Annotated in this window: 20 protein-coding genes and 4 tRNA genes; 11 read left to right on the forward strand and 13 right to left on the reverse strand. The window is 51.7% G+C overall.

The genetic code is table 11. The annotated features are described in order from the left end of the window. Positions 1-59 precede the first annotated feature (59 nt). On the reverse strand, positions 60-785 hold the full coding sequence (locus ACT3TJ_RS16755) for a TSUP family transporter (RefSeq protein WP_444622615.1): 726 nt from the start codon (positions 783-785) through the stop codon (positions 60-62). Positions 786-872: 87 nt separating this feature from the next. Further along, the gene (gene ppnN / locus ACT3TJ_RS16760; protein ID WP_216657936.1) at positions 873-2255 is read right to left on the reverse strand and encodes a nucleotide 5'-monophosphate nucleosidase PpnN; all 1383 of its coding nucleotides are present in this window, start codon (positions 2253-2255) and stop codon (positions 873-875) included. Positions 2256-2403: 148 nt separating this feature from the next. Here ppnN and ACT3TJ_RS16765 point away from each other — a divergent pair, with 148 nt between their 5' ends. Next, positions 2404-3306: a LysR family transcriptional regulator gene (locus tag ACT3TJ_RS16765; RefSeq protein ID WP_193053518.1), complete on the forward strand. Its 903-nt coding sequence runs from the start codon at positions 2404-2406 to the stop codon at positions 3304-3306. A gap of 59 nt (positions 3307-3365) precedes the next feature. Here ACT3TJ_RS16765 and gcvP read toward each other — a convergent pair whose 3' ends face one another. Further along, positions 3366-6260: an aminomethyl-transferring glycine dehydrogenase gene (gene gcvP / locus ACT3TJ_RS16770; protein ID WP_444622616.1), complete on the reverse strand. Its 2895-nt coding sequence runs from the start codon at positions 6258-6260 to the stop codon at positions 3366-3368. Positions 6261-6340: 80 nt separating this feature from the next. After that, positions 6341-6730, reverse strand: coding sequence for a glycine cleavage system protein GcvH (gcvH, locus tag ACT3TJ_RS16775; RefSeq protein WP_441679039.1), 390 nt, complete (start codon positions 6728-6730; stop codon positions 6341-6343). A 432-nt stretch (positions 6731-7162) separates the two neighbouring features. On the opposite strand from gcvH, the gene ACT3TJ_RS16780 reads away from it, so the two are divergent. Beyond that, the gene (locus ACT3TJ_RS16780) at positions 7163-8584 is read left to right on the forward strand and encodes an alanine/glycine:cation symporter family protein (protein WP_444622617.1); all 1422 of its coding nucleotides are present in this window, start codon (positions 7163-7165) and stop codon (positions 8582-8584) included. Positions 8585-8667: 83 nt separating this feature from the next. After that, on the forward strand, positions 8668-9780 hold the full coding sequence (gene gcvT / locus ACT3TJ_RS16785; RefSeq protein WP_193056386.1) for a glycine cleavage system aminomethyltransferase GcvT: 1113 nt from the start codon (positions 8668-8670) through the stop codon (positions 9778-9780). A 72-nt stretch (positions 9781-9852) separates the two neighbouring features. Here gcvT and ACT3TJ_RS16790 read toward each other — a convergent pair whose 3' ends face one another. Continuing rightward, a complete protein-coding gene (locus ACT3TJ_RS16790; RefSeq protein ID WP_444622623.1) occupies positions 9853-10662 on the reverse strand; it encodes a LysM peptidoglycan-binding domain-containing protein in 810 nt (269 codons plus the stop codon). 122 nt (positions 10663-10784) lie between these two features. Continuing rightward, on the reverse strand, positions 10785-11666 hold the full coding sequence (locus ACT3TJ_RS16795) for an acyltransferase (RefSeq protein WP_444622618.1): 882 nt from the start codon (positions 11664-11666) through the stop codon (positions 10785-10787). 290 nt (positions 11667-11956) lie between these two features. On the opposite strand from ACT3TJ_RS16795, the gene ACT3TJ_RS16800 reads away from it, so the two are divergent. Continuing rightward, positions 11957-12655 carry a CoA transferase subunit A gene (locus ACT3TJ_RS16800; RefSeq protein ID WP_087105500.1) on the forward strand — a complete coding sequence of 233 codons (699 nt, stop codon included), beginning with the start codon at positions 11957-11959 and terminating at the stop codon, positions 12653-12655. A 60-nt stretch (positions 12656-12715) separates the two neighbouring features. Beyond that, on the forward strand, positions 12716-13381 hold the full coding sequence (locus ACT3TJ_RS16805; protein ID WP_193053524.1) for a CoA transferase subunit B: 666 nt from the start codon (positions 12716-12718) through the stop codon (positions 13379-13381). A 48-nt stretch (positions 13382-13429) separates the two neighbouring features. Here ACT3TJ_RS16805 and ACT3TJ_RS16810 read toward each other — a convergent pair whose 3' ends face one another. The 5 genes from ACT3TJ_RS16810 to ACT3TJ_RS16830 all read right to left on the reverse strand — a co-directional run bounded on the left by ACT3TJ_RS16810 (position 13430) and on the right by ACT3TJ_RS16830 (position 17093). Next, positions 13430-14197: a DUF1338 family protein gene (locus ACT3TJ_RS16810; RefSeq protein WP_193053525.1), complete on the reverse strand. Its 768-nt coding sequence runs from the start codon at positions 14195-14197 to the stop codon at positions 13430-13432. Positions 14198-14305: 108 nt separating this feature from the next. Beyond that, a complete protein-coding gene (locus ACT3TJ_RS16815; RefSeq protein WP_172116581.1) occupies positions 14306-14587 on the reverse strand; it encodes a GrxA family glutaredoxin in 282 nt (93 codons plus the stop codon). Between the two features lie 198 nt (positions 14588-14785). Continuing rightward, complete coding sequence (locus ACT3TJ_RS16820; protein ID WP_172116582.1) at positions 14786-15325, reverse strand: response regulator transcription factor; 540 nt, start codon at positions 15323-15325, stop codon at positions 14786-14788. A 69-nt stretch (positions 15326-15394) separates the two neighbouring features. Beyond that, positions 15395-16666 (reverse strand): ATP-binding protein, encoded by a 1272-nt coding sequence (locus tag ACT3TJ_RS16825; RefSeq protein ID WP_172116583.1) that lies wholly within the window; start codon positions 16664-16666, stop codon positions 15395-15397. A 10-nt stretch (positions 16667-16676) separates the two neighbouring features. Next, positions 16677-17093 (reverse strand): hypothetical protein, encoded by a 417-nt coding sequence (locus tag ACT3TJ_RS16830; RefSeq protein ID WP_444622619.1) that lies wholly within the window; start codon positions 17091-17093, stop codon positions 16677-16679. 143 nt (positions 17094-17236) lie between these two features. Here ACT3TJ_RS16830 and pyrC point away from each other — a divergent pair, with 143 nt between their 5' ends. Further along, positions 17237-18274, forward strand: coding sequence for a dihydroorotase (gene pyrC, locus ACT3TJ_RS16835; protein ID WP_444622620.1), 1038 nt, complete (start codon positions 17237-17239; stop codon positions 18272-18274). Positions 18275-18354: 80 nt separating this feature from the next. On the opposite strand, the gene mtnN is transcribed toward pyrC, so the two are convergent. Together mtnN and folD are read right to left on the reverse strand one after the other, a co-directional pair. After that, positions 18355-19062 carry a 5'-methylthioadenosine/S-adenosylhomocysteine nucleosidase gene (mtnN, locus tag ACT3TJ_RS16840; protein WP_444622621.1) on the reverse strand — a complete coding sequence of 236 codons (708 nt, stop codon included), beginning with the start codon at positions 19060-19062 and terminating at the stop codon, positions 18355-18357. 47 nt (positions 19063-19109) lie between these two features. Further along, positions 19110-19970 (reverse strand): bifunctional methylenetetrahydrofolate dehydrogenase/methenyltetrahydrofolate cyclohydrolase FolD, encoded by an 861-nt coding sequence (gene folD, locus ACT3TJ_RS16845; RefSeq protein WP_172116589.1) that lies wholly within the window; start codon positions 19968-19970, stop codon positions 19110-19112. Between the two features lie 205 nt (positions 19971-20175). On the opposite strand from folD, the gene ACT3TJ_RS16850 reads away from it, so the two are divergent. From ACT3TJ_RS16850 to ACT3TJ_RS16870, 5 genes are all read left to right on the forward strand, one after another. Next, positions 20176-20252, forward strand: a tRNA-Pro gene (locus ACT3TJ_RS16850). Between the two features lie 91 nt (positions 20253-20343). Beyond that, positions 20344-20420 (forward strand) — tRNA-Arg (locus ACT3TJ_RS16855). Between the two features lie 65 nt (positions 20421-20485). After that, a tRNA-His gene (locus ACT3TJ_RS16860) sits at positions 20486-20560 on the forward strand. A gap of 36 nt (positions 20561-20596) precedes the next feature. Continuing rightward, a tRNA-His gene (locus tag ACT3TJ_RS16865) sits at positions 20597-20671 on the forward strand. 419 nt (positions 20672-21090) lie between these two features. After that, the gene (locus ACT3TJ_RS16870; protein WP_444622622.1) at positions 21091-22332 is read left to right on the forward strand and encodes an NAD(P)/FAD-dependent oxidoreductase; all 1242 of its coding nucleotides are present in this window, start codon (positions 21091-21093) and stop codon (positions 22330-22332) included. The last annotated feature ends 86 nt before the right edge of the window (positions 22333-22418 follow it).

The following is a 22418-nucleotide window of genomic DNA, read 5'->3' on the forward strand; positions in this document are numbered from 1 at the left end:
CTAGAGTGTAGATTGTTTCTTGTTTTTTGCTTTAGGATCTTAATCTTAGGGCATCAAGCTTAGAGTAGCGTATCAATAATAATTTTAATGGCGATACCCGTAAGCAGCAGCATGATTAAATTATCAAACCAACGGTGTGGCATTCGATTTCCCAGGTAGGCACCCAGCGGCATGGCCGTCAAAATGATGCCTAGAGCAATGACGCTATAAAGCGAACGCTGCATTGTCAGTATGTCAGCCTTTAAGAGCGCGGGAATTTGCACGCAGGTAAGCGCCACAAAAAAGACGGAAATTGAGCCAATAAACACAGGCCTTTCCAGCTTCATCGCATTCAAAAATGTAATTGAAGCGGGGGCGGACATGCCCGCAGCGCCTTGCAATATACCGCCCAGTAAGCCAACCGGGATGACGATTCGTGAAGCCAGTGCGTAGGAAAGTACCAAGCGCCGTCTTGTTAGTTTGATGATTAGATACAAGACAATCGCGCCTGCAACGCCTAACGACAGCAGCTTTGGCGAGAGAACCACTAACCCCCAAGTGCCCAGAATAATACCTAGCGCGCCCGCTATCGAAAAAGCAGCTAGAAACCGGATGGGCAGTAGGTGGCGCCGGTATTGCCATACCTGAAGCAGGTTGCTAAACAGGTTGGGGACAACCAGTACGGCAATCGCGAGCTTAACGTCATAAAGCATGGTAAATACCGGCACAACCAACACCGGCACACCCGAACCAATAGCACCTTTAATAATGCCAGCAGCTAATAGCGTCAGTAGGGCGATGAGCAAGGTTTTCTTCCGGGGACAAGTGAAGCAGCCGATTTCTCGGCTGTAGATACTGGTAATTGTGCTGCAAATAGCGCCTTGGAGCCGCGGTTATTTTAAAACATAACACGGCGTGTAGGGCTGGCCATCAAGTTTCATGCGCCCTTGGGCAACAAATGAGGTCAGTAACTCGTCCAGGTGCTGCATCAGGGCAGGTTCTGCGGTTAGCACAAAGGGACCGTGGGCTTTAATGGCTTTAATGCCTTGTTCCTTAACATTTCCAGCCACAATCCCAGAAAAAGCACGACGAAGATTGGCGGCAAGTTCATGCTTGGGCTGCTGGCGATGCAGAGCGAGCTCACGCATGGCTTCGTGGGTAGGTTCGAAGGTCGCTTGAAAATCTCGTGCAATGGTGAGACGCCAATTATAGTAAAAGGCATCCTGCTGATTGCGCCGGAACTCTTTAATGGTATCAATCCCAGTACGCATCTTACGGGCGACCGCCACCGGGTCACCGGTAATGATAGTGTAGTAGCGACGAATTTCTTCACCCAGGGTATAGACCAGAAATTCGTCTATTTTTTGGAAATATGCGGCCGAGTCCGCAGGCCCTGTGAAAATGAGAGGGAAGGGTGTTTCACTGTTATTTGGGTGTAGCAGTATGCCGAGTAGATACAAAATCTCTTCAGCCGTACCGACCCCGCCAGGGAAGACGATAATGCCATGGCCTAGACGTACAAACGCTTCCAAGCGCTTTTCAATGTCAGGCATGACGACGAGTTCATTAACAATGGGATTGGGGGCTTCTGCGGCAATAATGCCAGGCTCGGAAATCCCCAGGTAACGGCTATCCTGACGCCGCTGTTTGGCATGAGCAACATTTGCGCCTTTCATCGGCCCTTTCATGGCGCCAGGCCCACAGCCGGTACAAATGTCTAAATCACGCAGCCCAAGATGGTAGCCAACATCTTTTGAGTACTCGTACTCATCACGTGAAATGGAGTGTCCGCCCCAGCAAACTACCAGGCTTGGGTCACGCCCAGGCTTTAATGTGCCGGCTTTACGCAAAATATGAAAAACGGCGTTGGTGGTTCCTTCCGCTGTATTAAGGTCAAAGCGGTTGTGGTTCTGAATCTCGTTATATACGTAAACAATATCGCGAATAATGGAGGAGAGGTGCTCACGAATGCCGCGTATCATCTGGCCATCGACAAAGGCTTCCGCGGGCGCATTGGTCAGCTTTAAGCGAATTCCTCTATCCTGTTGTAACACCTCAATATCAAAATCTTTATACGCTTCAAGAATAGCCACACTGTCATCGGTGGGCCTTCCGCAATTCAAGACAGCCAGTGCACAGCGGCGCAGTAAATCATGTAAGCCGTTTTGTGAGGTGCTTTGTAGCCGATTAACCTCGTGCTGTGAAAGCACTTCAAGGCTTCCTTCGGGAGAGATAATGCTAGAGATAGTGGCACGAGGCTGGATAATTGATGTCATTAGTGCGTCGATTCCTGGTCATTTTTTTAACTCATTGCATACTAGCACGCTAAAGCGATGGGTACAGCGCAACCAGTGACAAGCCCAACTGTGCTACTCTATGCGCAAAATACGCGCACACGGTGGCTATAGAAAATGGCGTTTTATTATGTTTAATGCCCAGTATTTTCGGACATTTATTACGTTAGTTGAGACCGGTAGTTTTACACGTACGGCACATCGCCTGGAGATGACCCAGCCCGGGGTTAGTCAGCATGTACGTAAATTGGAAAACTACCTTGATAAAACGCTAATTGAGCGTAAAGGGCGAAGTTTTACCTTAACGGAATCGGGTCGCCGTGCTTACGATTACGCGTTAAAACTCTTTGCTGAGCATGAACAATTTCGTCATGGCTTGGATGATGACTCCCTGGACAGTGGTGAGTGCCGTATTGCGTCGCCTGGAAGTGTTGGTCTCATGCTGTATCCGTTTATGTTAGGTCAGCAGCAAATGCATCCTAACTTAACCGTTAATTATAGCTTTGCGTTTAACCATGAAATTGTGAATGACTTGCTGGAAGGGCGCTACGATATAGGTATCGTGACGGACGCGCTCAACCATCCTGACCTTACCTGCACGCTATGGCATAAAGAGCCGCTGTGCCTAGTGGTGCCCGCTGATTTTGCCGGGAGTACGCTGTCTGATTTAATGGGTATCGGCTTTCTTAACTACTACGATGGCATTAACCACGCGTATTCACTGTTGAGAGCGAATTATCCAGGTGAGTTTCGCTCAATGACACATTTTCGCTACCAGGGGTTTACCAACGAAGTCGGTATGGTGCTGGATGCGGTTGCTCGCGGGCTTGGGTTTACAGTGGTTTCTTTATTGGTATTGGAAACGTCACCGTGGCAACGTCAGGTGAAAGCGTTAACCTTACCCATTGCGGTGAATGAAGAGCTCTATCTGCTACGTCGGCGTGACTCCGTACTACCTAAACGCTATGAAAAACTGTTGGATGGTTTTTGTAAGCAACGCATCCAGGAAAGAACGCCTCTGGTACCCGAATAAGGGCTCAAAGGCGTTCACTTGCTGAAGCGTTGGCTTACGTATTAGGCGTCTAGCGTGTTTTACTTCCGGTATTCATCAATACCCGGGCAAGAACAAATAAGCTGACGATCCCCAAACACATTATCCACCCGATTAACGGTTGGCCAGTATTTGGCTGCAGTGACCGCTTCAGTGGGAAAAGCGCCCAGTTGGCGGTCATAAGGCCGCTCCCACTGGCTGTCCATAATGTCGGCCTGTGTGTGGGGGGCGTTAACCAACGGGTTGTTATCCAGCGTCCACTCGCCACTTTCAACACGCTTGATCTCTTCGCGGATGGCAATCATGGCATCGCAGAATCGGTCAATTTCATAGAGCGACTCGGACTCGGTCGGCTCTATCATCAGTGTGCCTGGCACCGGAAATGACATGGTGGGCGCATGGAAGCCATAGTCCATCAACCGCTTGGCAATATCTTCCTCACTGATACCTGACGCTGCTTTTAGTGGGCGAATATCAATAATGCATTCGTGGGCAACCATGCCGTTAGTTCCCCGATAGAGAATGGAGTAGGACTCCTCCAGGCGCTTGGCGGTGTAGTTAGCGTTCAAAATGGCTAACTGTGTTGCCTCGCGAAGCCCTCGGGCGCCCATCATTTTAATATAGGCCCACGAGATAGGCAGGATGGATGCGCTGCCAAACGCTGCCGCTGAGACGGCACCGCTCTCTGGGTTAACGCCATTGATAGGTGTCACCACGTGGTTGGAGACATAAGGCGCCAAGTGAGCTTTTACGCCGATAGGCCCCATACCCGGGCCGCCGCCGCCGTGGGGAATGCAGAAGGTCTTATGTAGGTTAAGGTGCGATACGTCGCCCCCGAAGTCGCCAGGGCGCGTGAGCCCCACTTGAGCATTCATATTGGCGCCATCGACATACACTTGGGCACCGTGCTGATGCACCACGTCACAGACCTTGCGCACATGAGATTCGAAAACACCATGAGTCGACGGGTAAGTAATCATGATCGCCGAGAGCTTATCACTATGCTGGGCGGCTTTGTCCATTAGGTCATTTATATCGATATTGCCGTTCTGATCACACTCTACAACGACCACCTCCATGCCCACCATGGCCGCTGTTGCCGGGTTGGTACCATGGGCAGAGCTTGGGATCAGGCACACATTACGGTGTGCTTCGCCTTGCGCAGCCTGGTAACGGCGAATGGCCAGCAGGCCCGCGTACTCACCCTGCGCGCCCGAGTTAGGTTGCATGGAAATATGATCGTAACCGGTGATTTCTACCAGAAACGCGGCCAGTTCATCAATCATCTGATGATAGCCAGCGACTTGGTCGCGCGGCGCAAACGGGTGCAAGTCTGCAAACGCAGGCCAGGAAATAGGGATCATTTCGCTGGTAGCGTTAAGTTTCATGGTGCAAGAGCCTAAAGGGATCATCGCATGGGCAAGCGACAAGTCCTTATTCTCCAAGCGTTTTAGATAACGCAGCATTTCTGTTTCGCTGCAGTATCGGTTAAAGGTGGGGTGGCTCAGAAAACCACTTTCCCGCTGGCAGGCGGCGGGGATGCCCGTGGTGGCGCTGGCAATTACCTGCTCATCCAGCGCTGCGACAGAAAGCCCGTGTTCATTACCCAGCAGCACATCAAATAGGGTGGCAACATCGTGTGCGGTGGTTGTTTCATCCAAGCTGATGCCTACATCGCCATTGGCGAAGTAGTGGAGATTGACATCGTGCGTCATGGCGCGGCCATGAATTTTACCTGCATCTACCTGAGTTAAGCGCAGCGTATCAAACCAGCTGTTATGCACCAGCGCAACGCCAGATTGCTGCAAGCCTTGAGCAAGCAACGTGGTGAGCCGATGGACACGCCCAGCAATTTTACGCAGCCCTTCAGCACCGTGGTAGGTCGCGTAGAACCCTGCGATATTGGCTAAAAGAGCCTGCGCCGTGCAGATGTTGGAGGTGGCCTTTTCGCGACGGATATGCTGCTCGCGCGTCTGCATGGCCATCCGCAGGGCGGTGTTGCCTCGGCTATCTTTGGATACACCGATAATACGCCCGGGAATAGAGCGCTTAAGCTTATCTGAGGTGGCAAAGAACGCCGCATGTGGGCCACCAAAGCCCATCGGCACCCCAAAACGCTGCGAATTGCCAATCACGATATCCGCACCTAACGCGCCGGGTTCCTTGAGAAGCACCAGACTCAGCAAGTCAGAGGCTACACAGGTCATGATGTTATGGGCAGTGGCCGCCTTTAACAGAGGTGCCAAGTCACGTACTTCGCCGCTGGCGGAAGGGTACTGAAGCAACGCGCCAAACACATCATGGTCGGCAAGCGTATCGGCAGGCCCTGTAATGATTTCAAAACCAAAAAAATCAGCGCGGTTTTTTACGACATCAAGGGTTTGCGGAAAAATATCGTCGGCAATAAAGAAAGCGTTGGATTTGCTCTTTTTATTACTCCGCTTACATAGCGCCATGGCTTCTGCGGCTGCCGTGGCCTCATCCAGTAATGAAGCATTGGCAAGCTCCATTCCGGTCAGGTCCATAATAACCTGCTGAAAGTTTAATAATCCCTCCAACCGGCCTTGAGAAATTTCTGGCTGATAGGGCGTATAAGCGGTATACCAACCCGGGTTTTCGAGCACATTACGTTGAATAACCGCTGGCATATGCGTGCCGTAATAACCCTGGCCAATATAGCTTTTAGCAACACGGTTCTGGCGAGCCAGCTGGCCTAAGTACTCAAGCGCTTCAGCCTCACTACGTGGGTCATCCAGGTTCAGTTCACGGCCAAGGCGAATATCGCTGGGTATGGTTTGCTCAATCAGATCTTCCATGCGCTTGATATTGAGCACGTTTAACATGGTATCTACGTCGTCGGCATTCGGGCCGTTATGACGTTTGATAAAAGCATCGTGGTCGGCCAGTTCGGACAAGCGGCGTGTTTCAAATGACATGGGAAGATTCCGAGCGAGAAAGAGAAGCGTGGTAGAGGCATAAAATACAAAGCCTGCCGTAAAGGGCAGGCTTTGCGGTATTAATCGTCAGTGCTTAATGTGGCCTGATAAGCATCAGCATCCAGTAAGCCGTCCAGATTCTGGTCGGTCAGGCGTACCTTCATCAGCCAGCCGCCTTCATAGGGTGCGTCGTTCACCGTTTCGGGTGAGTCTTCAAGCGCGTCATTAATTTCGATAACTTCCCCGCTTACCGGGGCGTAGAGGTCGGAAGCCGCCTTTACCGATTCAATAACGCCGAACTCTTTGCCCTGGGTAAGCGTTTGACCTACTTCGGGTAGTTCAACAAATACCACATCGCCAAGCGCTTCTTGGGCGTGGTCACTAATCCCTACGCTGACGGTGCCGTCTTGATGATCAAGTACCCATTCATGGCTTTTCGCGTAACGCAGATTTGCAGGAAGGTTGCTCATGATGATTCCCTTTATGAAACAATTGACTGGACAGGCTAATACTAGCGCTTGTCGGAAGTCTTGGCGACTACCAGCGTGCCAGCCAATAAACGAATTTTTAAGCATGTTAACGTGTTTCTGATCGGAAACAAGTTTCCTGTGAGCTAAAAAATGCTCAGCAAGGGAGATTTTATGACCCAGCGTGCCTATCGGGCGGGGAGGTACGAAGGCATTTACTATTTAGAAGGGCCTAAGCATAGAAGCGAACAGGGATAATGGTGTAAAACATACAGGTGGTTCACCTGAGCATGTTAATAATTGCCTCTATCATGCTATTAAAGATGGGGCGTGCCCATGATATCGCTATATTAGCTAAACACAATAATCGTGAATGCCCGTTTTCTGACGGGCAAACATCTATAAAAATTGAACGAATAGGGTAAGGAGAAGCGTGTGGAAACGTTAAATAGCCTTTTTGGGGCGATCAATGGCGTCGTGTGGGGGCCATTGATGTTGATTTTGCTACTGGGTGTGGGGATCTACCTACAAATTGGTTTAAAATTAATGCCCATCAGAAAGTTGGGCATGGGGTTCAAGCTACTTTGGCAGGGGCGTGAGCCTAAACCTGCCCACAAGGACGTCGTCGCTAAGGCTGGCGTCGACAAGTCCGATGAAGACGGCGAAATTTCCCCCTTTAATGCCCTGATGACGGCGCTTTCAGCTACCATCGGTACCGGCAATATTGCCGGTGTGGCCACCGCAATTGCATTAGGTGGCCCTGGTGCTGTGTTTTGGATGTGGATTACAGCGCTGGTGGGAATGGCAACAAAATTCGCCGAAGCGGTATTGGCTGTACGCTATCGTGAAACAGATAATACCGGCCACCACGTAGGTGGCCCCATGTTTTATATTAAAAACGGGCTGGGTGAAAAGTGGCTTTGGCTTGGCGGTCTGTTCTCGTTTTTTGGTGCTGTCGCAGCCTTTGGTATTGGTAATACGGTGCAGTCAAACTCGGTCGCAGATGCGATGGACGTCACCTTTGGCGTACCGCATTGGCTTACCGGTGTCATCATCATGGTGTTGGCCGGCGCGGTCATTCTAGGTGGTATCAAGCGGATTGCGAAAGTCGCTGGGAAGCTCGTACCGATCATGGGGATAGCCTATGTGATTGCCGGTGTGCTGGTGCTGATTGTTAACGCAGGGCAAATCGGCGAGGCCTTTAGTCTGATCTTCTACTACGCCTTTAACCCCATGGCGGCGGCAGGTGGTTTTGCGGGTGCCGCTGTGATGGCCGCTATTCGCTTCGGTGTGGCGCGGGGTATTTTCTCCAATGAGGCAGGTTTAGGTAGTGCGCCTATTGCTCATGCCGCGGCCAGAACTAAAAACCCGGTTCGCCAAGGGCTTATTGCCATGCTGGGCACCTTCATTGATACCATTATCGTTTGTACTATTACGGCACTGGTGATCCTGACCTCTACGGTATGGCAAACGGGTGAAGAAGGCGCATCGCTTACCGCGCTCTCCTTTGACCAGGCGCTGCCTGGATTCGGTAATCCCATTGTGGCTATCGCGCTGGCTATCTTTGCCTTCACGACTATTCTAGGCTGGTCGTTTTATGGCGAAAAATGTTTCCAGTTCCTGTTTGGAACGCGCTCTATCATGCTCTATCGCGTTCTGTTCGTATTAGCCATTCCACTGGGTGCTATTGCGCAGCTCGGCTTTATCTGGCTCATGGCCGACACCTTCAATGCCATGATGGCCATTCCCAACCTGATTGCGCTGGCGCTGCTTTCCCCGGTGGTTTTCAAGCTGACCAAAGACTACTTTGCGGGCAAGGAAGTGTTAGCCGGTGAAGAACTCGACCATGACAAGTAAGCGATATTGGCCGCTTAAGCAGTAATCGCATCGGGGAGCTATGACAATAGCTCCCCGTTGTTCGTTTTTACCAAGGAACTATCATGACCGATCTAAAGCATACGCCACTTCACGCACTGCACCTTGAACTCGGGGCAAAAATGGTGCCCTTTGCTGGATATGATATGCCGGTGCAGTATCCACTGGGGGTAAAAAAAGAGCATGAGCATACCCGGCAACAGTGTGGCCTCTTTGACGTTTCTCACATGGGGCAGATTCTTGTATCGGGGGAAGATACCGCCAAGGCGCTGGAAACACTGATTCCTGCGGATTTAGTGGGGCTCCCAAAAGGTGAGCAGCGCTATGGTCTGTTTACCAATACTGAAGGTGGAATTATTGATGACTTAATGGTCGTTAATGGTGGCGACCACTTCTATCTGGTGGTTAATGCTGCTTGTAAAGACCAGGATTTGGCGCATTTGCGGGAAAATTTGGGCGCCACCCACAAAATTGAGTTGTTAGACCGCGGCTTGCTTGCCCTGCAAGGCCCTCAGGCACATGCAGTTATGCAGCGCCTTTGCCCAGCGGCATGTGAACTGGTGTTCATGCAGCATCAACGTTTTACCATTGATGGGCATGAGGTATGGGTGAGCCGCAGTGGCTATACCGGCGAAGATGGGTTTGAAATTTCCGTAGCAGCCGATGCCTGTGAAGCGTTTGCCAAGCGCTTGTTGGCGGAGCCGGAAGTTGAGGCGATTGGGCTAGGCGCTCGCGATTCGTTGCGTCTGGAGGTCGGGCTATGTCTTTATGGGCATGATATGGATGCCACTACAACGCCAGTGGAAGCCGGATTGATTTGGGCGATTGGTAAGCCCCGTCGTCATGGGGGGGAGCGTTCGGCAGGTTTTCCTGGGGCGGATGTCATTCTTCATCAAATCGATGCCAGGGATCATTTACGCAAGCGTGTAGGGTTGCTGGCAGAAGGTAGGGCGCCTATTCGAGAAGGTGCTGTGTTGCGGGATGCGTCAGGTAACGAAGTTGGAGTCGTAACGTCAGGCACGTTTGGGCCAAGCGTTGGGTATCCTGTCGCTATAGGGTATGTCAGCCGCGATTGGGAAGCGCCAGCAAGCAACGTGTTTGCGGATGTGCGCGGCAAACAACTACCGATGACCGTAACGCCTATGCCCTTTGTTAAGCCCCGCTATTATCGCGGTTAAGCCAACCGTAAGCAGTCGTTATAGAAAACAAAGCCCCTTTTGATAAGGGGCTTTGCTCGTTTAGCAAGCGTATTAACGCAGTACCTTGCCGGGATCAATCGGCTTGCCGCCCTGGCGTAAATCAAACAACAGATCGTAACGTTGAGTAGTATTACTTTGACCTACTTCGCACAGTTCATCACCTGCTTTGACTTGCTGTCCGACCGAGACCAGCGTGCGTTCACACAGTGCATACACGGTTTGCAGATTATCAGCGTGGTGCACAATCACGACTTCACCTAGCTGGCGCATACCGTTTGCAAAGCGTACCTCGCCGGGGGCTACGGCCTGAGCACGCGCACCGGCTTGGGTCGCAAGCAGCATGGGTTGCAATGCTCCTCGGCTGTCTGCGCCAAAACGTCTGACAATGCGATAGTCTTCAAGCGGCCAATGCCAGCGGCGCGCGGATGCGGGTAATGACGTAGGGGCCGGAGGCGACGCTGCCGGGGTGTTGCTAGAGGTACCACTAGAGGACGCCGGACGATTACTGGGCGAGGCGTTGCTGGTAGGCGCTGGGCTACGCGTACCGCCGCTACTTAAAGGAACGCTGATGATTTGGCCTATCCTTAGCGCGGTGGGCGAAGCGCCGGGGTTGGCGCTCTGAATACGTCCACTGGTCGTGCCAAAGTGTCGTGCTATGTTGGAGTACGTATCGCCAGGCCGGATTTGATAACGGTAAGGGCCGCCGGAGGGAGCACGCTCTTGTTGAGTAGGTATCATCAAGCGCTGGCCAACCGCAAGACGACGCGCATTGACGCCTGGATTAAAACGCTCCAGACGTTCAAGAGGTACGTTAGCTCGGTTAGCCAGTTTTCCTAGCGTATCTCCACGTTGAACGACCACCCAGTTGCCACTGATTTGGCTCGCACTATGGGTGGGTACGGCATCGCGTTGGGAGGAAGAGGGCGACGAACCTGCACAGCCTGTTAATACGCTAATTAGCAAGCAGGCACCAAGCCAGACAGTTAGGCGTGATCGGATTGGCTGTCCAACAAGGCATCTTTTTCCTGCCAGAGTGAATTGGTCCATGCGTGGAAGCGTTCCTTATGCTGCTTTTCTTCGTGGTAGTCGGATTCGTGCATCCACTGGGGAATGGGCAATGTTCGTGCCTGTAGTGTAATAGGCGCTTCCTGACCGCATAAAAACCCCCAAAACGTTGGCGACGGGTTAGCGTAACTGATCGTTACATCAAGAATACCATCCAATTGATCGCCAAGCAGGCTAAGTACCTGCGAAATTCCCCCTGCTTTTGGCCTTAACAAATGCTGATATGGGCTTTTCTGTGCATCGCGCTTCGCTATGGTAAACCGTGTGCCTTCGATGAAATTAAATATGGCGATGGGGGCGCTCCGTGCCCGATGGCACATGGATGCTGTGGATTGGCGGTCTATCGTGGCAAGAGTGGGGTTCTTGGCGATCTGTTCACGGCTAAAGCGGCGCATAAACGGAAATTCAAGTGCCCAAAAGGCAAGACCTACAATCGGGATCCAGATCAATTGTCGTTTTAGAAAAAAACGCGGCATAGGGATACGGCGGTGCAAGGCCATGAAAAGAATAAAAATGTCGGTCCAGCTACGGTGATTGGATATGACCAGCCACCATTGGTGTGGGCTCAACGATTCAGGAATCGAAAAAGTGACATCTGGCCTCAGCCAGCGCTTCATCCACCAAAGATTAGCGCCGATCCAGTTAAGGGCCACGGCGCATAAGCCGTCAAGTATCCATTTTCTAAAGCGTTTCACTGGGATAACGACTTTTAGAAAAGTGAGCGCAATAAGGGGAATGCCCCAAAAAAGCGTGGTGAGCGTGAACAGCGCAATGCTGACTAAGCCCTTGAAAATAGCCATATCCGTCCTTCAATGAAACGTATAACGATGCGATTAATGCTAATGGATCAATGCCATACTGCCCAGCACAATGGTAAAAAAGCACTTATTTTATTGTCGTTACCTTTGCGCGCTTCAAAAAGTAATTTTCTATCCAGCGACACTTCTGGCTCTTTAATGGCTAAGCTTAAGGCAGCCTGTGATAGGCATCACTTTTTGGGCTTGGGTAACCAGGTATAGTAATAGAGACAACACTGACAGTACCGATAAGCGCATTGTACGCACCACCGACAACGAGGCGAGGCATAATAATGGCAGGATTTGATAAGCGTGTTGCTTCCTATGCCGAAGCGATGGAAGGTATCGAAGACGGAATGACCGTACTGGCTGGCGGCTTTGGCCTATGCGGAATACCAGAAAACCTGATAGCAGAAATAAAACGTCGAGGTGTTAAGAACCTGACGATTGCTTCTAATAATTGCGGCGTTGATGGTTTTGGTTTGGGCGTTCTGCTTGAAGATCGTCAAATCCGCAAAATATTTGCCTCTTATGTCGGCGAAAACGCGCTCTTTGAGCAGCAGATGCTCAACGATGACATTGAGGTTGTGCTTACCCCTCAAGGCACGCTGGCTGAAAAAATGCGGGCGGGTGGCGCAGGTATTCCAGCGTTCTATACCGCGACAGGCTACGGTACTCCCATTGGTGAAGGTAAGGAGGTGCGCGAATTTAACGGGCGCCACTACATCATGGAAGAAGCCATCGTCGGTGACTTCGCAATAGTAAAAGGCTGGAAAGCGGATCGTTATGGCAATGTCGTGTACCGCCATACAGCGCAAAACTTTAATCCCTTGGTGGCGACCGCTGGAAAAATCACAGTGGTGGAAGTTGAAGAAATTGTAGAGCCTGGTGAGCTTGAGCCCAGCCAGATCCATACCCCGGGTATTTATGTGGATCGGATTATTCAGGGTTCGTTTGAGAAACGCATCGAGAAACGCACGGTGCATGGCTAAATCGTTGACCGTTAACGGCTAAACAACTTTTTTTAATCGCTCAATAATGAGGTTGCCACCATGGCTTTAACACGTGAACAGATGGCGCAGCGTGTTGCGCGTGAACTGGAAGATGGCTTTTATGTAAATTTGGGTATTGGTATTCCCACTCTGGTCGCCAACTACATTCCTGAAGGCATTGATGTGATGCTTCAGTCAGAAAATGGTTTATTGGGCATGGGGCGTTTCCCGACGGAGGAAGAGCTTGATGCTGACATGATTAATGCTGGTAAAGAGACGGTGACCGCTCGGCCTGGTGCTGCTATTTTTTCATCGGCAGAATCTTTTGCCATGATCCGTGGTGGGCATGTGGATCTCACCGTTTTAGGTGCGTTTGAAGTCGATCAGAATGGCAACATTGCGTCATGGATGGTGCCAGGCAAGTTGATTAAAGGAATGGGGGGAGCCATGGACCTAGTGGCTGGCGCTGAAAATATTATTTGCACGATGACCCACGCCTCCAAGCATGGCGAGTCGAAGCTGCTTGAGCAGTGTACTCTACCGCTGACGGGCGCTGGTTGTATTAACCGCGTTCTGACTGACTTGGCCTACCTGGAAATTAAAGACGGCGCCTTTGTGCTTAAAGAGCGCGCGCCCGGGGTCAGCATCGATGAAATTATCGAAAAAACGGCGGGTAAGCTGATAGTGCCTGACCATGTACCCGAAATGACGTTTGTGGAAGCGTAAACGCAAATGTAAGTACGTTACCTGTTTTAAGCAGCCTTGGCAGGCTGCTTAGACAATCTCACAGCGGGCATGGGCCGGAATGAGTATTTCGGCGATGCGTTCATGGCCCGCATCGATATGTTTTTGAGTCAGCGCCAAACCGCCCAGGCAGAGGCGATGCTCATCGCCATCACTAAAGATGATGCGTTGCGGCATGGCTGGATAAAAATGATGCTCAATAAGCGTGGAAAGCGCAAACACGCCGTTTTGCGGCTCTTTTTCACCGGGCATGCCTGTTTTTTCTAGCTGGTCATTAAGCGCTGTTAGCGTATCGCCGAGCTCGGCACAATCAAAGCCTGCATGGTGTAGGCGCGGGCCCATAACCGCCAGCCAGGCAGCAAGAGGGTGCGCCTTTAGAAGCTGCTGATACAGCGACCAGGAGGGCATGGGCCACGGACGACCGCGGCAAAGTAAGTTGTGGCCCTTGCAGTCCTGTGGGTGTGATTGATTCACCAGCGCAGCCAGCGCCTCACGAGGCAGTTTTGACAGCGTCCCCAACTGTAGCTCAGCTAGTACTAGCCAACTTCCTTGGTCATCAGGCGCGAGAAGGCGAATAAGAAGGCCCTTGTCAGCCATCGCATAATGGGCAACCTGACGATAACCCATGTGCGCCAACCGGTTATTCAAAACAGATGCAGAAAAAGGACCATGGTTAAGCGTTACGAGCGTTAAGTATTCCGCCGTAGAGGAGAGAGGCCAAAGACGCAAACCGCCGATGTCGGGGTGCGAGTGAATATAGTCAAGCCAAAGCTGCTGTACGAATTCATCACGTTGCACGATGCTATCCTCGCCGCCTAAACAAGCGATGTTAGAAAGAGGGTACTTGTTTAAAACCCAGTATAGGCAGGCGAGAAAAAGCGTGTTCACCGACTATAAACGGCAAATTTAACGTAACGAATCTTCCTGGGGAGTTAATAACTGCTTCTCACGTACAAACCTGTCGAATTCGGTAAAACCGCCTATGTGCGTTTGGTCGACAAATACTTGCGGAACCGTATGGATAGGCTTGCCTGCCGTTTTAGCGATGTCCTCTTTAGTAACGCCTTCAGAGGGCATATCGACATAGCGGTAACCCTCGATCTTACCGATTGTTTCCAAATGCTCAGCAAGTTGCTTGGCACGGACGCAGAAAGGGCAGGTCATTCTGCCAAAAATAACCACAAACATGCGAAAACTCCTAACGTCAAAGTGATGGATGGCTCAAGGGTGCTTATTGTGGCGTAGCAGTCCTTGTTTCGCCAATAGGGTAAGGCAATGACGCCGATGGTATCGGCGTCTGCGGTGGCCGGTTTGGGAGCTAATGCGGTAGGCAAACTCAACGCGGCGAGTGTTGGCTCTGCCGCGGAGCAGGCCGCTGGTGCAGGACTAACGCTTAACGGGGCGTTTTTGCAGCTTACGCTGGAGTGTCCGGCGATGCATACCGAGCGCGCGAGCCGTCGCGGAAATATTGCCGTCGTGTTCATGAAGCACTTTTTGAATATGCTCCCACGTGATTCGATTAATGGACGGAGGGTTATCAGCAAGCTCTATATTGGGGTCGCCTTCCTGGTGTTCAAAGGATGCGACAATGTCGTCAGCGTCGGCTGGTTTGCACAGGTAGTTGACGGCTCCGAGCTTCATGGCCTCCACGGCCGTGGCAATGCTTGAGTAACCGGTAAGCACCACAATACGGCAGCTTGGCACGGCGGCTAACATCTCTGGGAGTAGCTTTAGTCCTGAGCTGTTTTCAAGCTTGAGGTCGAGCGTGGCCATGGTGGGTTGAAACTGAACGGCTACCGCAAGCGCCTGGTCTGCATCATGCGCTGTCATTACCTCATAACCGCGGCGGGTGAACGCTCGGCTGAGCACGTGACAGAACATTTCATCGTCATCAATAATTAGCAGGCGCTGATCTGTCGTTTGCATGATGTCCTCAACGATAGTGCTTGAAACACACTAAAACGCGTTTCAATTAGGCTGTGCCGTTAGTTTGGCTTAAAGGGGGGCGGAGCTACGCGGAAGCGTTACTTCTGTCAGCGTGCCACCTTCGGGATGATTATACAGACTAACACCTCCGCCAAAGCGATTGATCGTGGCATGGGTTAAAAACAGGCCAATGCCCATCCCCTTGCTCTTGGTAGAAATAAACGTATCACCGAGCTGGTCAGCGATAGACATGGCAATGCCCGGGCCGTGATCACGAATATCAATGACAACACTCTCTTCCTGCCAATCAAGACGAATAGAAACATGTTCGGGGTTGGCATCAGCGGCATTGTTTAGCAGGTTCATTAGTGCCTGGTCCAGCGTTGTGTCAACCGCAAGCCAGGGTTTGCCGCGCCTTTCAACGATCTCAAATTGGTGGCTAACATCTGGCCGCAACACTAACCAGCGCTGCACAACGCCGGTTAGCCAGGTCTGGGCATCCAGTATCTCGGGTTCTGCCATACGTCGCCGATCGGCACTGGTGACCAAATGCTGAAGACGAGATTTGCAAATGTCGACTTGCTGGCGCAGTAAGCGAATATCCTGCTGTAATGTTCCCCCTTCGGGGGCCTCATCCTGCATCTCTTTTAACAGTATGGCCATGGTCGAAAGCGGGGTGCCTAGTTCGTGTGCTGTGCCCGCCGCCTGAGTGGCTACAGCCAGCACCTGTTCGTTACGCAGCGCCGCTTCGCGAGTAAGTGAAAGTGCTTTATCTCGATTACGCAGTGCATGGGCCATCTTATAGATAAAAAACGTGACCAGGCCTGCTGAAAGGCCAAAGTTAAGCCACATGCCCATGACATGCAGATTGAGCATTTCATCGCTATTAATATGCGCCAGTTGGGGGACATGGTGGTAAAAGAACATTAGAAAGCTGTAGCCTGCCATGGCGCAGACCGCACATATCCAGGCATGGCGCCACGGAAGCGTTGCCGCAGCAATCGTCACAGGCACCAGATAGTAGGTAATAAACGGATTGGTGGAGCCTCCCGAAAAATAAAATACCAGGGTCAGGCCCGCAATGTCGGCCAATAAATGCAGCAGATACTCAATATGCTCCACCGCTCGCGGGCGCCCCAATCGCCACCAGGTGGCGATATTCAATAAGCCCATAGCGATAACGACACTGACGACCGCGGTGACGGGTAATTCAAAGGCCAGTAGCTCCACGCCGACCACAATGGCGATCAGAAACCCTGTCCAGGTGATTCCCCGAACAATAGTGAGGCGAACCAGATTGCGGTTCGGGGTCGAGAGGGGCAGCGGCAAAGCCGTTTGCATGGGCTACTACCTATTTACGTGAAGTTTTGATGCTGTGAATGACAACCTTAATGAGTAGCGTCATGACATAGGTCAGCCAGCCAGCGGATGCCATTAGATTGAATAACAGCATTTTTGGTGGCAGCCAGGTGCTGCCTAACGTCGCTTCCACCATGATATGAAAGAACATCGCGAGCAGAAGGGGTAGCGCCAGAATATGAATCCACATATCCGTGCGCCGCTTACGGATATGGTAGCGGCGCAGTAGATAGCGCATCGGTCGGTGTGCCCAGCTAAATAGCACCAGCGCACCCACGATAAAAAGTGCTGCCAGCGTCGGCTCGGTATTGCCGGTATGTACGGAAATAGAAATCGACCAAGCGAGACCTAGCCATACCAGCCCCTCTATGCTGGCAATAATATCCGCATAGCGTCGCACATTTTGCATAAACAATTGGACCTTGAACCTCTAAGAGTGCCGTTATAATACGATACTTGTTACGGTGTGTGACATTGATAAGCAGATTTCTCCGCCAAGTGGATCACGTATACTGTATTGGCTTTTCTTCTTTAAACAGCTTAGGACTTGCCGTGGACGCTATTACCCTGACCCGCCCCGATGACTGGCACCTCCATTTGCGTGATGGCGAGGCGCTGAAAGCCGTGGTAGGCCATACCGCCGCCCAAATGGGCCGTGCGATTATTATGCCTAACTTAACGCCTCCGGTAACGACCACGGCTCAGGCGCTTGAATACCGTGAGCGTATTTTGGCGGCCTTGCCTGAAGGCAGCACGTTCGAGCCACTTATGACGCTCTATTTAACCGATACGACGCCGCCTGAGGAAATTGAGCGCGCAGCACAAAGCGGCGTGATCAAAGCGGTTAAGCTTTACCCTGCCGGGGCAACCACTAACTCGGATTCGGGTGTCACCGATCTTGCTCACTGCGATGACACCATTGCCATGCTTGCCAAGGTGGGAATGCCGCTGCTTGTTCATGGTGAAGTAACCACTGCTGATATCGATATTTTTGATCGTGAAGCGGTATTTATCGAAACGGTAATGAAGCCTCTGCTGGCGCGCCATCCCGCGTTAAAGGTTGTTTGTGAGCATATTACGACCCAGCAAGCGGCAGAGTTTGTGGCAAACGCACCGGATAATATTGCGGCCACTATTACGGTTCATCACTTGCTGTTTAACCGCAACAAAATGCTGGTGGGTGGGATTCGCCCGCACTACTACTGCTTGCCTATCTTAAAGCGCGAACAGCACCGCCAGGCATTACTGAAAGCAGCCACCAGTGGCAGCCCCAAGTTCTTTTTAGGTACGGATAGCGCGCCTCACGCCAAGGGCGATAAGGAGTCCAGTTGTGGCTGCGCTGGCGCTTACACGGCACCGGCGGCGATTGAATTATATGCAAGGGCCTTTGATGAAGTGGGCGCGCTCGATAAGCTGGAAGCGTTTGCCAGCCTGAATGGTCCGCGTTTTTATGGCTTGGCGCCTAATGCCGATAAAGTCACGTTAGAGCGTAAGCCTTGGCAACTGCCGGAAGCCTATCCTTACGCGGGGGGCAAAACGATTGTCCCATTGCTGGCGGGAGAGTCGCTTGAGTGGTCCATTAAAGCGTAACTGTTGATGAAGTAAGAAACGAAAACGGAGCCATTTGGCTCCGTTTTCGTTAGTGGTAAACACCGGCTATTGCTACGATCTTAGCGCTGGCCAAGTGTCTGTAGCATGTGGTCCACCATGCGCGATGAGTGGGCGGCGGCTACGTCCAGGAACTGTTCAAAAGAAAGGTGATTATCATCGTTGCCCGGAATATCGGATAACGCACGAATCACCACGAACGGGCATTGATACAGGTGACAGGTTTGCGCAATCGCCGCAGCCTCCATCTCAACCGCCAGCATGGAAGGGAAGTGGGCCTGTGTCGCAGCCACGTGTGCAGGGTCAGACATAAACGCATCGCCCGTCGCAATAAGCCCCTCACGGACGTTAACCTCGCCAACCTCTTTGATTGCCTGGCGGGCAATGGCGCGTAGCTGAACATCTGCCAGGTAAGCCGCGGGCATGCCGGGTACTTGACCTATTTCATAGCCGAACACCACTGCATCGACATCATGATGGCGTACTTCATCTGAAATGATGACGTCACCAATGTTGAGATCGCTTGCAAATCCGCCCGCTGAACCCGTATTGATGATAGCGTCGGGGTGGTGGCGTTCCAGAAGAATGGCGGTACCCACAGCCGCATTCACCTTGCCAATGCCGGACTGTAGTATCACTACCTCTAGCCCATGGCGCATACCGGTATGAAATACAAACCCTGCATGCTCATAGCGCTCGGCATTGTCGAGCTGCCCGACCAGAATGCCGACTTCTTGCGCCATTGCGCCAATAATGCCAATACGCTTCATCGAATAGGCTCCTTTATCAAACCCTAAAAATTAACAGTACAGTAAGCCTAAGCGTTGGCGTCGTGATGCTCAGCCGCTTCAAGCGTATTTTCAAGCAAAGTGGCAACGGTCATGGGGCCTACGCCCCCCGGAACGGGGGTGATAAAGCTGGCCCGCTCGGCCGCAGCTGCAAAATCAACATCTCCCACCAGCGAGCCATCTTCCTGACGGTTAATACCAACATCAATCACAATGGCACCTTCCTTAATCCACTCCCCTTTAACAATGCCAGGTTTGCCGACAGCCACGACCACTAGGTCGGCACGGTTAACATGGGCCTGCAAATCCTGGGTAAAGCGATGGCATACAGTGATGGTCGCGCCTGCCAGCATCAGTTCCAGCGCCATTGGACGGCCCACGATGTTAGAAGCGCCAACGATAGTGGCGTTTAAGCCACGCACCGACAGGCCGCTTTCTGCCAGCATGGTCATGACCCCTTTGGGGGTGCAGGGGCGTAGAGCCGGCAACCGCTGAGCAAGCCGGCCAAGATTGTAGGGGTGAAAACCATCGACATCTTTGTCGGGCTTAATGCGCTCCAGAATCGGGTTGGCGTCCAGGTGGGCTGGAAGCGGTAGCTGAACCAGGATGCCGTCTATGCTTGCATCATCATTAAGCTGGTCAACCAATGCTTCCAACGCTTGCTGCGTGGTAGCGGCGGGGAGGGCATGTTGAAACGATAGGATGCCCGCTTGTTCGCAGGCTCGATGTTTATTACTAACATAGACGTGAGACGCCGGGTCTTCACCGACCACAACAACGGCTAGTCCTGGTGCACGAGCGCCTGCTTGCTGACGTTTGGCTATCTTCTCGGCAACGCGTTGACGGACATGAGCAGCGATGGCTTTTCCATCGATAAGTTGGGCGGTCATTTACAAAGATCCTATGGAGGTTGGAGCGCTGATGCAAAAGCACGCTTGCTTGAGCATTTACTATAGGGAGTAATTTTCGCATGCCCAAGCGGCCAGGCAAAGCTTCTACACAATCAATCGCGTTAAGTGTTGACTTTAATTTTAAAAATAGTAATATATGCCTCGCTTGAGACGAGCAGCGCGGTAAGCGTCAAAGGTGATAAATCGGGATGTAGCGCAGTCTGGTAGCGCGCCTGCTTTGGGAGCAGGATGTCGGGGGTTCGAATCCCTCCATCCCGACCACACTTAACGCGAAAGGCGTTACTTTGCTTTTCCAAGTTTGGTTGTGGTCAAGTGCTCATTGGCGTTCAGTGTTTTTTGGGATGCTTTATGTGCGCCCATAGCTCAACCGGATAGAGCAACGGCCTTCTAAGCCGTAGGTTGCGGGTTCAAGTCCTGCTGGGCGTGCCATTAGTAATGCTGTTCGATGGTCATTTTCCGGTTAGGAAAGTTTAAGTACGTTAGTGCTATCAATGGTGGGTGTAGCTCAGTGGTAGAGCCCCGGATTGTGACTCCGGTGGTCGTGGGTTCGAACCCCATCATCCACCCCATTCGATAGTAATATGCGGCTACAGTTTTAGGTTGTGGTGGATGTAGCTCAGTGGTAGAGCCCCGGATTGTGACTCCGGTGGTCGTGGGTTCGAAACCCATCATCCACCCCATTCGTATTGCTTATTTAATGTCTTCTCTTCTTATCTGATACCACTTAATTGTGGTTTTTTTGTTTTTGATCCCTGCATTTTTCTTTCATATTCCTTCCTGCATGTTGTAATGTTTGTTTAAAGACAACTTGTTTTATTCGTCATGCTTCCTTACTGCTTCCTAGGTTGTGCTTGCTCTTCATACACCCTGCATTTAATTGCTGCTTAAGCTGTTTTTGTGGCTTTGTCCGCCTGCAAAGCTCTAAAGCAGTGGAGTTGTCTGCTAGTGATATTTTTATAGCGTTAATTGCTGTAAAAAGCCTTGAAAAAAGCTTTTTAAACTGTGCAAGTGCCCTTTGTTTAGTGATATTTTTCAATCAGTTGCTGGCGTTGTTTTCGCCTGTATTAAACGTAGGTATTAGCGCTGAGGAGAATACAAGATGACGCGACAAACGGTAGTGCTAGGGGCAGGCATGGTGGGTGTCAGTATTGCATGGCATTTACAGCGTCGCGGGCACCAGGTCACCTTGGTGGACAGACGCCAGCCTGGTCGGGAAACGTCGTTTGGTAATGCGGGCATCATTCAGCGAGAAGCGGTGCGTCCTTATGCATTCCCTCGTGATATGAAAACCATTTTAAGCGTGCTGCCTAACAAGCGCGTGGATATTCGCTATCGCCCGGCAGGCATGCTGAATGCCGCTTCACCCCTGTTAAGCTATTGGCATAACTCTTCGTCAGGCCGCTATAAAAAAATCATTCCTGAGTGGGCTTCTCTCATCCAATTGTGCTTAAAAACGCACGGTCCGATGATTGAAGCTGCTGGCGCCGAGCACTTGGTGCGCCGTGAAGGGTGGTTAGAGATTTACCGCACGCAGTCGCGCTTGGCAAAACGTATTAAAGAGGCTGAAGAAGCTCGTGAGCATTATGGGGTGCAGTTTAACGTGCTGGATCGTGCAGGCGTTGAAAGCAAAGAGCCGAATTTAGGTAAGGATATTATTGGCGCTATTCATTGGCTGGACCCCTGGACGGTGGCCGATCCGGGTGCCTTGGTGGCCGCCTATGCGCAAGATTTTATGGACAACGGGGGTAAGCTTCTTCAGGCGGATATTCAAAAAGTTGAGCAAGCAGGCGAGCGCTGGCGGGTCGTTACTGAAACGCAAACCCTTGACGCTGATGACGTAGTGGTTGCCTTGGGACCATGGTCTGGCGAATGGATGAAAGGGCTGGGCTATCATTTTCCTACCTTTGTTAAGCGTGGCTATCACATGCACTATGCTGCTCAAGCGCCAGCCAAGCTGAATTACTGGTTAATGGATGCTGAAGTTGGCTATTTGCTGGCGCCCATGAACGCAGGAGTGCGTCTGACGACCGGTGCTGAGCTTGATCGAATAGAGTCGCCCGCTGATGAGCATCAGCTGGAAGCAGCGGAAAAAGTGGCCAGGACTATATTTCCGCTTGGCGAGCGCCATGATGCGGCCGCCTGGAAGGGCGCGCGCCCCTGTTTGCCAGATATGAAGCCGATTATTGGACCGGCACCACGCCATCCTGGGTTATGGTTAGCATTTGGGCACGGGCACCAAGGGTTTACCCTTGGTCCAGCGACAGGTCAGCTATTGGCTGACATGATCGAAGGCAAGCCGACAGAAATTGATATGTCACCCTTTCGAGCTGAGCGGTTCTAAATCGCCACGCCGCTTTGTAGGTTGTCCGGTTATTTGCTAAGCTGATTTGACGTTTGACTTCTGAGGGCGGGCTTTATGGATGTATC

The sequence above is a fragment of the Halomonas sp. AOP30-A1-24 genome, assembly GCF_052378165.1.
Classification (GTDB): Bacteria; Pseudomonadota; Gammaproteobacteria; order Pseudomonadales; family Halomonadaceae; genus Vreelandella; species Vreelandella citrativorans.

What these genes read in the sequence shown, in the direction of transcription:
- gcvT (WP_193056386.1), top strand. Translation starts at nt 8,668, where the DNA reads ATGACCGATCTAAAGCATACGCCACTTCACGCACTGCACCTTGAACTC.
- ACT3TJ_RS16795 (WP_444622618.1), bottom strand. Translation starts at nt 11,666, where the DNA reads ATGGCTATTTTCAAGGGCTTAGTCAGCATTGCGCTGTTCACGCTCACC.
- ACT3TJ_RS16800 (WP_087105500.1), top strand. Translation starts at nt 11,957, where the DNA reads ATGGCAGGATTTGATAAGCGTGTTGCTTCCTATGCCGAAGCGATGGAA.
- ACT3TJ_RS16765 (WP_193053518.1), top strand. Translation starts at nt 2,404, where the DNA reads ATGTTTAATGCCCAGTATTTTCGGACATTTATTACGTTAGTTGAGACC.
- ACT3TJ_RS16830 (WP_444622619.1), bottom strand. Translation starts at nt 17,093, where the DNA reads ATGCAAAATGTGCGACGCTATGCGGATATTATTGCCAGCATAGAGGGG.
- ppnN (WP_216657936.1), bottom strand. Translation starts at nt 2,255, where the DNA reads ATGACATCAATTATCCAGCCTCGTGCCACTATCTCTAGCATTATCTCT.
- ACT3TJ_RS16820 (WP_172116582.1), bottom strand. Translation starts at nt 15,325, where the DNA reads ATGCAAACGACAGATCAGCGCCTGCTAATTATTGATGACGATGAAATG.
- ACT3TJ_RS16825 (WP_172116583.1), bottom strand. Translation starts at nt 16,666, where the DNA reads ATGCAAACGGCTTTGCCGCTGCCCCTCTCGACCCCGAACCGCAATCTG.
- gcvP (WP_444622616.1), bottom strand. Translation starts at nt 6,260, where the DNA reads ATGTCATTTGAAACACGCCGCTTGTCCGAACTGGCCGACCACGATGCT.
- mtnN (WP_444622621.1), bottom strand. Translation starts at nt 19,062, where the DNA reads ATGAAGCGTATTGGCATTATTGGCGCAATGGCGCAAGAAGTCGGCATT.
- ACT3TJ_RS16870 (WP_444622622.1), top strand. Translation starts at nt 21,091, where the DNA reads ATGACGCGACAAACGGTAGTGCTAGGGGCAGGCATGGTGGGTGTCAGT.
- gcvH (WP_441679039.1), bottom strand. Translation starts at nt 6,730, where the DNA reads ATGAGCAACCTTCCTGCAAATCTGCGTTACGCGAAAAGCCATGAATGG.
- folD (WP_172116589.1), bottom strand. Translation starts at nt 19,970, where the DNA reads ATGACCGCCCAACTTATCGATGGAAAAGCCATCGCTGCTCATGTCCGT.
- ACT3TJ_RS16805 (WP_193053524.1), top strand. Translation starts at nt 12,716, where the DNA reads ATGGCTTTAACACGTGAACAGATGGCGCAGCGTGTTGCGCGTGAACTG.
- ACT3TJ_RS16815 (WP_172116581.1), bottom strand. Translation starts at nt 14,587, where the DNA reads ATGTTTGTGGTTATTTTTGGCAGAATGACCTGCCCTTTCTGCGTCCGT.